Genomic DNA, 12845 nt, shown 5'->3' with positions numbered 1-12845 from the left:
TTAATTATTGAGTTTTGTTATAGGGACCATATTTCGACTCGAAAAGTTTCTGTGCTAGGATGTCTGGGTTGCTTCTACTTAGATCGGTAAACTCAAAGGACGGGGATATATGCAATCATTTTTGGTAACGCTTCAAATCATACGAATTTTTAAGGAATTTGAGGCGTGTGAGAAAGAGTACAAGCATATCCCATCAGTTTCTTATGGCGACTGGCTTGATCAGATGCCATTCCGTAATCAAGTAGAGCAATCGTCACTCCATCAGCTGTTATCACATGGTGATGAGGGTGGGGTATTAAGTCACGATGTTTTGGATGATATTACTCATTGGCTGGAAGAAGCCTCTTGGAATGAAGAGGAAGCGGTAGCGGCGTATCGATCGTTTAAATCCAAAGGCCTCCTATTGAGTTGCCACAACTCCCTTAGTAGTGAGGGTGCTGCCGTTATCAACACGGGTGAATATATTCAAATATTTGAACTTCATTTGGACGGCAAGCTGTCCTTCGATAGGGTTAAGATCAATAATGAATTTATTGTTAAGGTGTTAGCATGCAAGCCTGTTACGCCGTTAGATGAAGATATCTTAGTGGAGTTTACAGACAGCGAAGAGGCTGATCGGTTTAATCTGGGTTCTCAAGTTATTGCTCGCATACCTTTTCAATCTTGGGAAGGGTTGGAACATAGGATACATAGCTGGCTACGGAGTGAAGATGACTCTGCCTATTTGGTATTTGAAAATGATCTAGAAAAAGCGCTCTTTACGTTGTCGAGAGTAAACGGCGTTTACCATCTCACCATACCGTCACCCTCGGATTTAACTTGTCAGTTTGGTTGTGATGCGATTGAGCAACTAGAACACGTCATTCAATTAGTCCATGACTCGTTATTACACTACTTTAATCATTCAGAAGAGGGAATTCAGGCGGCTAATGAATTGAGGGTATTGCTGGGCGGCGAAGATTGCTTCAGTGCTACGAACCTTATTGGTTTTGCTCCACTGAAGCCAGAGGTCAATAGTAGTTTTCATTCAGTCATTAATCGCGAGGGGCAGGTATGTCCTCGTTCCTATGCTCATTACTTGCGAAATTTAGGTGCTGTACAAGTTTTCTCTAATGCTTTTTTGTCTCCCTATAGTGAGGCATCGTTGATTGAGGCTGTGTCAGCGATGGATGCGACGGGAAAAGTCGTTGCTGTGTTTAACCTATACTACTTGTGCGGTTTGAGTCATGCAGGGCAGAGCCAGCAATGGTTAAATGATTTTAAAGATGCCTTTGGGAATCAGATTTGGACCCAAGCTGAGTATCAATATGAATGGCCAATACATTACAGCGGGGATGGTTTGGGTGTTGAGTTTAAGTCGCCCATAGAGCCGGGATTAGATATCCACTTCATCAAGTTTTGTCTGCTTTGCGATAATATTAAGGAAGAGGGTGTTCCTCATCGTGTTTCCGAAGAAGCCATTAAGCTACTTATTCCTAATATTGAGGAGTATACCTTTGAGTCGGCAGGCCTGATGCCATTATTACTGCTTCCAACAGATTGCTACGATAACCTCCTTGAGCATCTTTATGTTCATGCTGCACTAGGTTCAGGCTCAATCACCCCATCATTGTTGAATTTTGTTTACGATCAGGCACGCGCTGTTACGGGAGAGGCTATTACTTCGAAGGAAGCAAAAAGTTGGCGCATGGTGATTACTCTAGCTGTGAGAGGTACGGTCCATGAAACGAAGGAATTAGTGCGTAATATGACAGCAGGTCGCCTTTTTATGGAAGATGAAGCATTGTTGCAGGAGGGTGAGGTTCCAGCTATATCTCGGAATGCCGAAGCGATTATGGAATGTTTCGGTGTGGAAGGTCTTCGGGGTGCACTGATTGACGTTAATTTTGAGTCAGATAATCTCTGACTCATATTGTCAAACTGCCTGATAACGCCCATCGGGCGTTAAACAAAGCTGCTGATCGTTAACAAGCTTCTGTACTTTGCTTGCTGCATGCATTCTTGATTTTTCACGGTACAGGCCCTTGATTTCATCGAGAGTGACGGGGCGGCCATACGCCCTGATCCCATCCATAAGGACTGTTTCATGATTAATGCGGCCCTCTATGGGGCTTAGAGCTACGACATCAGCATTTGGCTGTCTATCTAGGTGAATCCCATAGGCGGCGCCAGACTCGCCTATAATGGCTCTCAGTCCCGGGTATTTTATACCGCGGATTAAGGGGATTTCTTCATGTACTTCATCAAAGAAACACAGGGTACGGCCTTTGCGAGTCATAAGTTCTTTGATGGTTTTACAAAGTTGCTTAGTTTCAAGACCTTTGGTGTCAATGAACTTGGTGTGATGAAGCTTTTCACCGTCGGTATAAATCTTAGGGTTGATTGCGGCAAGCAGCTGCAATGGATATTCGTGTTTGGGGTCAAGTTCAATATCAGAAGCGTATGGTTTTTCACGCAGTGCTTTTCTGAGGTCCTCTAGTGAAAGGCCATCTGCCTCATTGGCGAGAATCACGAGGATGGACTGTTCTTTCTTAAGGAAGATTGGAGAGATTAGGCCATTTTCTATTAAACAGGTCTTGTTGGATAGAAAGGCGAGTGTCTCTTTATAGTCCAGCTTAAGTTTTGGGCAAAAAGTTTTTAGCTTTGTGTAAAATACGTCCGTTGCTAAAGGCTCGCCTAGTTCGATAAAGACATTGGCAATATCTCGCTTAGCAATCCTTAAGTCCTTAGGTACAGGCTTCATTACTGGTTTCAGTAAAAGCTTATTAAGAAGCCGGGTTAGTGCTTTCTCATTGGCAAATGGCGTGATCAGTTCAGGGAATATTTCCTGCAATGAGCCGTCGTAACAATCACAAAAGGTATGACTTAATTGCTTCTGTGGTATGCGAAGTTGGTTAACGAGCCGTTGGATTAAGGCGGCTTCGATTTGGCGCATCCTCTCGCCAGTAACGTCGTATTTCTCTGCAATAGCTTTGAGTGTGTGTGCCTTTTGTGTTTTATAGCCAAATCGTAAGCAGAAGATGTCTTTATCTCGTGCTTTTAAGTTGTGAACAAAGTTTTCAAGATCGCCTAAAAGGCTGAGTTCCAGATTCTCACTGGTGATAGGGTCTGCAGAGGCACTCCGGAAGTAAGGATTCAAGCCGCGATCGATTCGCTGAGCATTATCTGTATGTTGTTCAAGGGCTTTTAGTAGTGTGTGCGACAAGCTTAAATAATTATTGCTACTTAGGGAGCTGACTGGTGATGTAGTGCCCCATTGCATTATGGCATGAGCATTAAGCGTGTATCCGGATGCTAACAGATGGTCTGCTGTTATGCGGTCATGAGTAGGCAGCATCCACATGAACACTTCAAAATCGCGTAATTGATCTAGGCTCAACTCTTCACGCAGTTTTGCTATTGCTTTTTCAATATTCTGTTTTACTTTGCTGTTCACGCGTTCACCCTATCAAAACTCGTGCAACATTTTACCCATTTAATCCTCAGGAAGCATGGCCTATTAGATATATTCCGTACATAAAAAGTATTCCAGCTAAGCCCCCAAGGCAAAACGACATGTTATGCATCCCGCCCCACGGGATATATACACCTCTGAAGCCATCGTCTTGCGCGAGTTCTAAGACGGTTTCTTTGTTTATGTTTTCTTTAGGGTATTTTGCGCCCATTTGTTTCTCCATCTGTGTAGGGGATATTAAGTTATTGGTTGTTTCTTGTTGCTAATCTGAAAATACGTGAGGTAGTGGTTCGTGAAGCCCATACATTGCAGTGGAGCCTGCCGCTGCTACCAGCATGCTAATAGCTATAAGTGATAGCCAGAATTTAACTTTACCCGGAATATTTTTTTGAAGTATTTTCACCATAATCCTCGCAATGTTTTTTAGGGTTGTCGACAGTGAGTGCGATTCTATCTCGCACTTCCTCCCAAGATTTAAGTTTATCCCGCGCAGGGAATGTGGTTCGAATGAAGTAGATCAATGAAGTAGGGCTTTGCTTTTCGAAATCTATGTTGCTGAGGAGTTCATCTGCCAGATCGTAGTTTTTATCTACACGGCATTTTGTTAAAGAACTTGCAATGGGATAGATCTACTCGCACGTTGTGGTATCTGAAAAATCGGTATTTAACAATTCTTTAATGCAGTCCATCTTCAAACTCATTCTTAAGGTTGTTATACCACGGGATGTGCGCAAGGAGACTCAGCATGCCAACTACAAATAACATCTGATACGTCTCTTTGGCAGGATGGCTTAGTGCTACTCCGATTATTAGAATTAGTGAAAGGCATAGGGATAGAGCGCAAGATGCTAATCGGACTGTTAGAGGTTTATTGGCCATCTTCTTAATAAGATACCAAGGCCAAAAAAGAACCAGAGCATTCAGGATTACAAAGCCTAAGATCATTTGATTAATCCAAAAGTAATTCACCGACACTAGGCCGGTGAATATTTACTGTTTACAGGTACTATTAAGCGGCTTTGTAAAAACCTTCTTCTGATTTTGTTACCCGGCCCGTTCTGATAAGTTTGTTTAGAAACTCACGGGTACGAAAGCGGATGGGCTCACGCACAAAGGTTTTGGAGCCTTCAAAGTCAACCGGCTTAGATGCGTGCTTGATGCCCGCATGCAACACATCAACTTGCGTTGTGCCTGCTGGGATTGGGCTGCTGCTGATGAGATCTACCTTAGGTTGTCCCATAAAGTAAATTCCATGCTCACCACCCCATGTGCTTAAAGCATAACGAAGATCCATGTACTCAATGTCTTTTAGCTCAGGTACTTCAGTAAGTAATGTGTCTGAATACGCCAGAGGCTGGTGAATCTTGTCCATGGCAGCTTTCAGTTTGGCGCAGATATCAGCCATTTCAAAGCCTTTTAGGTCCACATACTTTACGTGCTTAAAGAGTTGTCGGTAATGATACGTATGAGGGTCAGTATTCATTGACAGTAATTGCTGGGCGGAGCGCTCGAGCGGGTCGTAGTCCGTGAATGATAAAGCACCATTTGCGCGAATCTCTGCTTCTAGTTCATCTGCAGTCATCCCACCCGGATAATCGTTCAGCACATAAGCAATTGATGTGTTGAATTTCATTTTAGTTGGGTACAACTTGCCATCTTCTAGGCGAAGGCGATTAGCATTCACCAAGTAGTGCAGCATCTCAACATCGATACCGCCCTCTGGTTGAGCTGCAGAAAGAAGGGCGATAAAATCGCCAATACTTTGCCCACCGCCATTCAGCGCAAAAATGGTCTGAATGGTACGATCTGTGGCGTCCATCTGTCGCTCTTCCCGCACCAAATCACTTTTTCCCATTAGCTCCATAAGGAAGGCGGTAAACACTTCATCCGTCAGAAATGTTCTGCGCAGGTTAGGTAAGAGTTCAGCATAACTCCCATTAAAATGTTCTAAAACCATGCCCGCTAATGCTGCAGGGGCAACTCGCATTGTAGAATGAAGTTCTTTGGTTTTTGCACTCACAATCTGACGAATACGTTCACGTGAAACGCCGACTTTTTCGGCAAGATCAGCTTTGCGTAACGCTTCGCGTCGATTAAAACCATAGAAGGAACTAAAGATTTCTAAATCACGCTCTGAACATTCAAGCTGTACTGCCTTGATGTCTGCAATGAGAAGTTTTTCGGCATCAGCCAATGTCTTTGGTGTGGCGCCATAAATGCGGAACAGCTTGTCTTCACAAACTTCTGGGTTGGACTCTCCATCAAGAATGCATGAGCAGTTCTTAAGGAGCTCAACTTGCAGGTTAGCAATACGTTTCGAACTCACATCACCAAGACCTAAGCTTTCTTGGTTGTGATCACCAATGGAAAGGATAATTGATGCGACTGGAGGCACGCCCTGTTTAGCCAACAAATTCATGGTAGATTGCATAGGACGGGGCAAGACGGCCGTGCTAATTAAATACGTATCCAAAGGCAACCCTGCCGCACGTTGATGCAACTTCATGTAGCGTGTGATATCTGACTTCTTGGTTGAACGCTCATCCAGCACAAATGGCAGGTTGGTTTTGGACATGTATAAATCTCTTTAATTAAGTAAGTTGCCTTTAATATAATGGAAAATACATCTATTGCAAGAAATAATTTGACTTTTATTATTTTTTTATTGTATGTAGTTATCTTATAACCAGAATTAATTGCAGGAAAAGGCGTCATAGCGGCCTTCAGTGCTATATTTTTTAGGGGTTTTGCATAGAGCCTTGTTTATTGATGCTGGATTTTAGGCTTGACAGGAGTGGATGTTGTCGCTTATTGCGTCCCTTGTCCTAGGATCAGGGACGCAGTTAGGCATAATTACGATTATGGCTCAATAGCGTTGGTTTGTTACCATAATGAAAATTAACCGCATGGCGTTATTTTTTTGTTGTGTTGCCTATGTGTGTTTCCCATGATGCAAGATTGTTTTGTTCTGAAGGGGAGTATTTAATTGTTTCATTGATTAGATATCTATTTGTAAATATCATCACCTGATCCAAGCACTTTTTAAAGGTGGGATAGGAATAAGCAATTCGTGCCTCTTTAGCGATCCAAATGTCCCACGTATTGGTCTTCAGATTTATATTTTCATCCTGCATTTTCCATAATAGTTTATGGCCTTTGATGCTGCAGTGATCAAGATACGTATGAATCTGGTCTTCACCATTGCTTGTTAGAATCTTAATGTGTGCATTAGTATTTTCAACTACGGGTGGAAGAATGCTAACACGCTCGACAATTGTGGTGTTTTCCGCGTTAGCTTGGTTGCGCTTTTTGTGATCTTCTTTAAGTCTAGAAAGAAGGGGTTCACTAATTGGGAAGTGAATAAGCTTTTTCCCGTCACGCTCACGAACCTGTTCGGGAGATTCGTAGTGGAAAATAAAGCTAATAATCAAAGCTAACACTGCAAGAACATAGATGAAGGTGGGGATACGTTTTAATAACATTTTTACAATACTCTTTAGTGTAAATTGGATTTGTGTTGATTTTTTGAAATGTGGGATTGCCAAGATTCTTCTAACTCTTTTGCAAAGGCCACTTTATCTGCGTTCTTTTGAACGTCATGGGCTACAAATCGGATGAGTGCATCAACACATTGCTGAACATCACTGTGTGTGAATTTATTGCGCGCCTGTTTGGAGATCCAAATATTCCAGACATGATTTTCAAGATCGAGTTCCTGATCGGCTAGATGAGTCGTGATATTCATCCTATTAAGGCTACAAGCATGGGCGTAGCTATGGCTGTCGAGTTTCATCCCCGCCGCTTTGATAGTCATATTGAAGTTTTCTCGACTTGAGTAGTTAAAAGAGTGAATATCAATCGACTCTAAAACGGTAAACAGCCCGAAGTGTTTGGTTACAGCCGCACCCTCAATCGTTCGATCTACGGTAATGATGGGCTCTGTAATTTGGAATTGGATTTTTTCACTTTCATTGCTGACCCGTTTCTGCTCAGGGTGGTTGTAATATATACCAATTGCCAACAATATAAGGACGCAAAACAAGAAATACGCAAATGCTGGGACCTTACTGAAAAATTTCATTTTTATACCTATTTTTAATTTTGAATGCCTTTAAAAGCTTGGTAGTTGTGAACATCATCAATTTTCACCTCACCGCTCTTTAAGAATTTCTGAAATACTTCATTGTCGCTGGCATATGCAGGGCCGACACGCAGGTCTGTTGTCGTGCCCTCAGAAGTTTGAGTGCCATGAGGGTGGACTTCAGCTACAAACGTGCCTGCCATCCGGTAATTGTGAATGGCCGCTAGTAATTCGCCTGAGGTTGCGTTCACGTAACCCATATTGCGTGTCACTGAGTCTTGAAATGATTCGAACATTTTTGGAGTAAGCGGTTTGTCATTAAAATACAGGCCCTGCTGTTTCGCTTCCCATACGCTCAGTTGGTTTTGCCGACACTTGCGTGTGTGGTGCTCTTCGTAGAAGGGGGAGCGAGACCAAGCATCCAGCGTCGTTAGTTTAGCGTATACATATTTTAAAAATGACAGCAGGTTGTGCTTAAACATAGGCTATATCCATTAGCTTGCGGCCTGTTTATCAGGTGCTTCATCGATTAAGTCTTGAACCAAAGAGCCATAGTGGTTCAGTACATCCAGTGCAAATGCAGGGGTTGCTGATTTAGCCTCTTCCCGTGTTCCATGGATTTGAACACTCTCCATGAATTTATAAAGAATGACCCATGTATCTTCATCTTCGTTTTGAAGCACCATGCAGCTATCGCCCCCAATAAAGCATGAGGAGCAGGATTCTTTGTCGACTCACCGTGTTTATTTGCATAGGGCTGGGTGATGATCAGCTTCAAAGGTGAGTTTGAATGATCTCGCGTTATTCATCGCGTTGTTTCTCCAATTGGTCCCGGATGGAGTAGAGCAGCATCTGTGCCGACAACCCTGTTCCCGCACTGGCGCTAAGGCCTTTAAGGAGCAAGCTCTCATCACCATCTTTTATGGATCGAATCACAATTTCAGCCAACATTCCAGACTGTTCCTTTGTTTGGTGCACTGCTTCATGCCTTAGCATAAGGAGGCGTTCTATGAGGTCGTCATTATTTGACATGAGGCTCAGAATCCTTTTTTTGACATCAATTTTCGCATTTTACTACCGCCGTCCACTACACCTTTATCGATGAGTTTTTGGCGGTAAGCTTCGCGCTGGGTTATTTTTTCCTGCCAGTTACCGTATAGCTTCCAAGTGGGCATGCTAATCGACCTCGATTAGATCATTCTGCTTCATATAGTTGAGAATATCATTTTGCAAAGTAGCCCATAGGGACAAAGGCATGCTCGAGAAATCTGTCACTGATTGATTAAGTAGTTGCTCAAGGCTGTACTCTTTATCTTTGATGATTGGAACGACCTGTGAGGGAGGTCTTGGCTGTTTGTTTTGTGAGTTCCAAAGCCCAATTTTGAACAAGTAAGCTTCTTCTGCATTCAAACACCGCGCCCAAAAGGACTTGTAGATATAACCTGTGCTGCTCATGCGGTCAGCTGCAGTGAAAGAGTATTCAACGTATCGAACCCCTTCAAAAGGCTCCCCTATGACGAAAGGGCATTCTTCTTGATTCACCACGGCGACATTATGGGCTTGTTGCATAGAAGGCGTGCTATTAACGGATAGGTCATCCGCATCTTCGGCCTCTTTGGAAAAGATCATAAGGTTAGTGGTGAAGCCACACTCGCTCAGATCCGTCACGCGTTGGATAAAGTCGTCTGATTTAATCATAGCTTCTACAGCCTCATGGAACTTATCTAGCAAGGCCTTATGATTTTCTAGATCCGAAGCGTCAGTGGCTAGAAACTTATCTCTATGTGAGATAAGGCAAGTCATATCCTCAATTTTACATTTAATAATGCAACGCCCTTCAATAAAGCCTTTAATGGAAAGAATATCCACTTCCACTTCTACATGCCAAGTTGGTGTCCGAAATGTTAGCTTACTCATTATTTTTAGCTCTTAATTATAGAATTGCGCTAATATTATAATGAAAAAATAAAGACAGTCAAACTGAAATATTTGCAATTCATCACGATTATCAGTAACTCTATTTATTATAGCGTTAATAATCAGGGTTTATATCATGAAGAAAATTGTTATTCCTTTACTGGCGGCGTTGACGGCGCTCCCAGTATCGGCGGAATTTATCTATCGCACGCCTGCGGGTGTGGAAGTGGGTAATTCTGCTAATGAAGAGTCGGGAGGCCAAGGTGGATCGGCTTGTTCGAACTTATCCGTAGGTGATCAATGTGCCATTAATGGTGAGAATGTTATCTATGCAGGGGATTTCAATGGTGAGTCCCTGTATATGGCATTAACTAACCAAGGCGAAACTTTTGTCGCGGGTACGTATGGCTACACGACTGGTGCTACCAGTAATGATGGTCATGCCAATTCCCGGACTTTGTTTGATGCGGCACTGATGGGGTATGGTAGTCACAACCCAATGAACGGTTATGCTAACCCGTATCTTGCTTGTATGAATAAAGGCTCTAACTGGTATGTACCAAGTTCGGGGGAGCTAAGTTCGGCGATCACGTCTTTGGTGGGTGCTGGCGCTGATGGGAGTTTCCCAAATGGTTATCATGTGACCTCTTCTGAGAGTCATTCAAATTTAGTAGTAGCGACACAGGGGTCGTCAGGGGCGAGTGCCTCGATCCATAAGTACTCCAACTTTCCAGTGCGTTGCTTCGCCAAAGATCAAGAGCAGAAACTGCTGGGCGTAGGTCCGCGTAACAACGTTGCACTGATTGGTACCAATGGCCTGACTACAAGTTCTTATAGTGTCAGCTCCAACAACCCATCTGATGTACCACAGGGTGCGTTTGACGGCGTAGATATGAACTATAATGGCAATGATTATGGTTATATAGAGGGGATTAAGAACCGTGGTTTCTGGATACCCGCCACCACATCTGAAGAGTGGATTCAGGTGGACTTTGGCCCGAATAAGACGGTTAATGCTGCGGGTATCAGTATTAAGAACCACTGGTTGGCCATGAATGGTGTTTGGGGTCACTATCCGAAAGACATGACGGTTAAGGTCTCTATGGACGGTGTAAACTTCACTGATCACCAAACCTTTACCAATATGGATCGTCAGGCCGTAATCACCCTTAATTTCGCATCTCCTTTGGAAGCGCGATTTGTAAGGTTTCATTTCCACAGTAACTACGGTGATCCGTATCTAGAAATCGGAGATATTGAGATCTTCGAGTAATCGAATACTTAAAGCCCTGTCGTCGACGGGGCTTTTTTATGTCCAATACCCGATGTATACGTTGTCTTTGATGCCCATGAATTGGGGTAGGGGGATATATACATCTTCACGCGGCACGAACCGATCAAAGAATTTATCGCATCCGGTACAGCCACGAAACTCGCCAATGAAGATAATCGGGCGCTCTGTACCCCATGCGTTGCACACATCCACAATGGCAGTGTCTTCAAAGGGTGGCCATGATATCAAAAGCACATCATCTGAGCTTTCTGCCGCCGCTTCTCTGGCATCGATTTCCGTAATTGGGTGGAAGGGTTCCCAGTAGGTGTTGTAGTCTGTTGCGGTAATGGCAACTCCCTCATCACTCAATGCTTTCGCCAGAATCCCACGACCCGCCATCACTTCGAGGACGCGTCGGTTACCGATCCATTTGGCAAGATGGGGTGTCCATTCACGGTCTACAACGGCATACATGCAGAGCGATTGACAGGCTTGACGTAGGGCAAAACTTGCAGAGCTTTGCTGAAAGAATTGCTGGAAGTTATCGGGATCATCCAGATAGCCGAACTCATACCCATAGGGGTATTTTTCAGGTATCTGACCTGCTTTGATGGACGCAATAAACGCCTGCCCTTTTTCGTCAATGACCATAGGGCTGAGAAGATCCCGCATGGGATCTTCTTCGGGTAGGGTGTCGATGTATTCCTTCAGTGCGTCTTGTTCCAGCATGTATCGCTCAACTCTACTGTTGTGAGGCTCAAGTCTACCATAAAACTGAGCCCCTATTTTAACGTCAGTTAGAAATGATACAGCAAGAGTTTCTGCATATTCATGCCATTTTCGTCTACTGAAACTGCGGAAACAATTTCAGCAGGCTTTTCAATCTATCACAAGGCTTGTTAAAGGCTTGGGGTGTTTGTCCTATATTTCCGCAAGCTGCAACAAGCGGATCAGGTTCACACCATTTTCGTCAACAACCTCCTCATGGTGGGATATTGAGACCCCAATTAAGCCAAACAGCTCACACAGCTGTAAAAAAACAATCTTTGGTATTGCTTCGATACCCGCAAAGATTGCTTTAAGTTCAGAACTACTATAGTCAATAACGGACCCTATATATTCATAGGTTAATCCTTGGCTGTAGCGCAGTGCTTCGAACACTAAAGCGATTTTCTGCGAATTTTCTGGACTAATATCCTGATTAAGATTGTATGTAGACATGATTTAAAATCTCACATTAATGAGGTGTCCAGAGCCTCATCGTTAAGGTTAAGATTTCGTCCTACAGGGAGTTTCACAACGCACTTTACCATGATGCGGGTGTCCAAGCCGCGGCTCCATGAACTGTGGTTTAGCTATTGTTGGGTGATGCGGTCCTCCTTCATCTCAAGTGTTATCGTTGTTTTGAATCACAGGTAGGGCCATAGCCCGGACAGCAGCCTTTACATTGCGCTCAGCAACCGCTTCTCCGCGCAGACGCTGTAAGTCGGTACGACTTTGAATGTGATCAGCCGCGTATGGGCCCGACCCTTTCTTTCCGGCGAACAATAACCAGCTCAAACCCCGGAAGAACTTTATGAATTGCTCTTTAAGTTATCGGTTGCGTTAAGCATAGCATCACCAATAGGCTTTAAAGCAGAAAAATCTGTGGATGAAGGCTCTACATTAACTGGGTAGGCCGATACCATTTCGATATCCACATTACCCATGCCTTGCGCCTGAAGCCCTTCACGCAAGCCTAATTCTGCAGTTTGTCCAATTGTATCAAAGGAATCATGATCAGGTGCTTCGGGTAGATTCAGCAGCATACTAACAATGATCTGTGGCATATCTCACTCCTTCTATATAATAATTTTATTATAATGAAAATAAACAAAAAAACAAGTGCTATTGATTAGTCATGACTTGATTGACTAGCACTTGCATTTTCTTTTTCAGCCAACAGTTCTCTCGCTTCTTCCAATAGCTTACCTACATCTAAGCGAGATGCGGACTCTCTGTCCGCATCAGTGATGTAATAGAGGTGTTCATTGTCTACGCCAAACTGTTTTAGAGTATCCCTTTTGGCGGCTCTAGTACATTCAAGGCTCACGACACGCTTATGGATGGGGCGGTGGCAT

Annotated in this window: 17 protein-coding genes; 2 read left to right on the top strand and 15 right to left on the bottom strand. The window is 43.6% G+C overall.

Annotation, left to right across the window (positions count from 1 at the left end; genetic code table 11):
• Positions 1–109: 109 nt before the first annotated feature.
• Positions 110–1906: a hypothetical protein gene (locus tag ACMXYT_RS19800; RefSeq protein WP_415913337.1), complete on the top strand. Its 1797-nt coding sequence runs from the start codon at positions 110–112 to the stop codon at positions 1904–1906.
• 9 nt (positions 1907–1915) lie between these two features.
• Here the strand turns inward: ACMXYT_RS19800 and ACMXYT_RS19795 are convergent, their stop codons facing one another.
• The 10 genes from ACMXYT_RS19795 to ACMXYT_RS19750 all read right to left on the bottom strand — a co-directional run bounded on the left by ACMXYT_RS19795 (position 1916) and on the right by ACMXYT_RS19750 (position 9452).
• Positions 1916–3436 (bottom strand): sigma factor-like helix-turn-helix DNA-binding protein, encoded by a 1521-nt coding sequence (locus tag ACMXYT_RS19795; protein WP_415913336.1) that lies wholly within the window; start codon positions 3434–3436, stop codon positions 1916–1918.
• 693 nt (positions 3437–4129) lie between these two features.
• Positions 4130–4399: a hypothetical protein gene (locus tag ACMXYT_RS19790; protein ID WP_415913335.1), complete on the bottom strand. Its 270-nt coding sequence runs from the start codon at positions 4397–4399 to the stop codon at positions 4130–4132.
• A gap of 64 nt (positions 4400–4463) precedes the next feature.
• Positions 4464–6029 carry a hypothetical protein gene (locus tag ACMXYT_RS19785; RefSeq protein ID WP_415913334.1) on the bottom strand — a complete coding sequence of 522 codons (1566 nt, stop codon included), beginning with the start codon at positions 6027–6029 and terminating at the stop codon, positions 4464–4466.
• Positions 6030–6366: 337 nt separating this feature from the next.
• Positions 6367–6936 carry a hypothetical protein gene (locus ACMXYT_RS19780; RefSeq protein WP_415913333.1) on the bottom strand — a complete coding sequence of 190 codons (570 nt, stop codon included), beginning with the start codon at positions 6934–6936 and terminating at the stop codon, positions 6367–6369.
• A 14-nt stretch (positions 6937–6950) separates the two neighbouring features.
• Positions 6951–7535 carry a hypothetical protein gene (locus ACMXYT_RS19775; protein ID WP_415913332.1) on the bottom strand — a complete coding sequence of 195 codons (585 nt, stop codon included), beginning with the start codon at positions 7533–7535 and terminating at the stop codon, positions 6951–6953.
• Positions 7536–7549: 14 nt separating this feature from the next.
• The gene (locus ACMXYT_RS19770; protein WP_415913331.1) at positions 7550–8017 is read right to left on the bottom strand and encodes a hypothetical protein; all 468 of its coding nucleotides are present in this window, start codon (positions 8015–8017) and stop codon (positions 7550–7552) included.
• 12 nt (positions 8018–8029) lie between these two features.
• The gene (locus ACMXYT_RS19765) at positions 8030–8221 is read right to left on the bottom strand and encodes a hypothetical protein (protein WP_415913330.1); all 192 of its coding nucleotides are present in this window, start codon (positions 8219–8221) and stop codon (positions 8030–8032) included.
• A gap of 115 nt (positions 8222–8336) precedes the next feature.
• Positions 8337–8567, bottom strand: a complete 231-nt coding sequence (locus ACMXYT_RS19760) for a hypothetical protein (protein ID WP_415913329.1) — start codon at positions 8565–8567, stop codon at positions 8337–8339.
• A 5-nt stretch (positions 8568–8572) separates the two neighbouring features.
• Positions 8573–8710, bottom strand: coding sequence for a hypothetical protein (locus tag ACMXYT_RS19755; protein WP_415913328.1), 138 nt, complete (start codon positions 8708–8710; stop codon positions 8573–8575).
• Position 8711: 1 nt separating this feature from the next.
• Positions 8712–9452, bottom strand: a complete 741-nt coding sequence (locus tag ACMXYT_RS19750) for a hypothetical protein (protein ID WP_415913327.1) — start codon at positions 9450–9452, stop codon at positions 8712–8714.
• A gap of 136 nt (positions 9453–9588) precedes the next feature.
• Between ACMXYT_RS19750 and ACMXYT_RS19745 the strand changes: the two genes are divergently transcribed.
• Positions 9589–10725: a discoidin domain-containing protein gene (locus tag ACMXYT_RS19745; RefSeq protein ID WP_415913326.1), complete on the top strand. Its 1137-nt coding sequence runs from the start codon at positions 9589–9591 to the stop codon at positions 10723–10725.
• A gap of 36 nt (positions 10726–10761) precedes the next feature.
• Here the strand turns inward: ACMXYT_RS19745 and ACMXYT_RS19740 are convergent, their stop codons facing one another.
• From ACMXYT_RS19740 to ACMXYT_RS19720, 5 genes are all read right to left on the bottom strand, one after another.
• Positions 10762–11454, bottom strand: coding sequence for a hypothetical protein (locus ACMXYT_RS19740; RefSeq protein ID WP_415913325.1), 693 nt, complete (start codon positions 11452–11454; stop codon positions 10762–10764).
• A gap of 192 nt (positions 11455–11646) precedes the next feature.
• On the bottom strand, positions 11647–11946 hold the full coding sequence (locus ACMXYT_RS19735; protein ID WP_415913324.1) for a hypothetical protein: 300 nt from the start codon (positions 11944–11946) through the stop codon (positions 11647–11649).
• 165 nt (positions 11947–12111) lie between these two features.
• Entirely contained in the window at positions 12112–12285 is a 174-nt protein-coding gene (locus ACMXYT_RS19730) for a hypothetical protein (protein ID WP_415913323.1), read from the bottom strand.
• Between the two features lie 14 nt (positions 12286–12299).
• Complete coding sequence (locus ACMXYT_RS19725; RefSeq protein WP_415913322.1) at positions 12300–12554, bottom strand: hypothetical protein; 255 nt, start codon at positions 12552–12554, stop codon at positions 12300–12302.
• A 65-nt stretch (positions 12555–12619) separates the two neighbouring features.
• Positions 12620–12817: a hypothetical protein gene (locus tag ACMXYT_RS19720; protein WP_415913321.1), complete on the bottom strand. Its 198-nt coding sequence runs from the start codon at positions 12815–12817 to the stop codon at positions 12620–12622.
• Positions 12818–12845 lie beyond the last annotated feature (28 nt).

This window comes from Neptuniibacter sp. QD37_11, assembly GCF_047778105.1.
In the GTDB taxonomy this organism is placed as follows: Bacteria; Pseudomonadota; Gammaproteobacteria; order Pseudomonadales; family Balneatricaceae; genus Neptuniibacter.
Note: the sequence above shows the minus strand (reverse complement) of the source record. Positions and strands in the feature narration are given on the sequence as shown.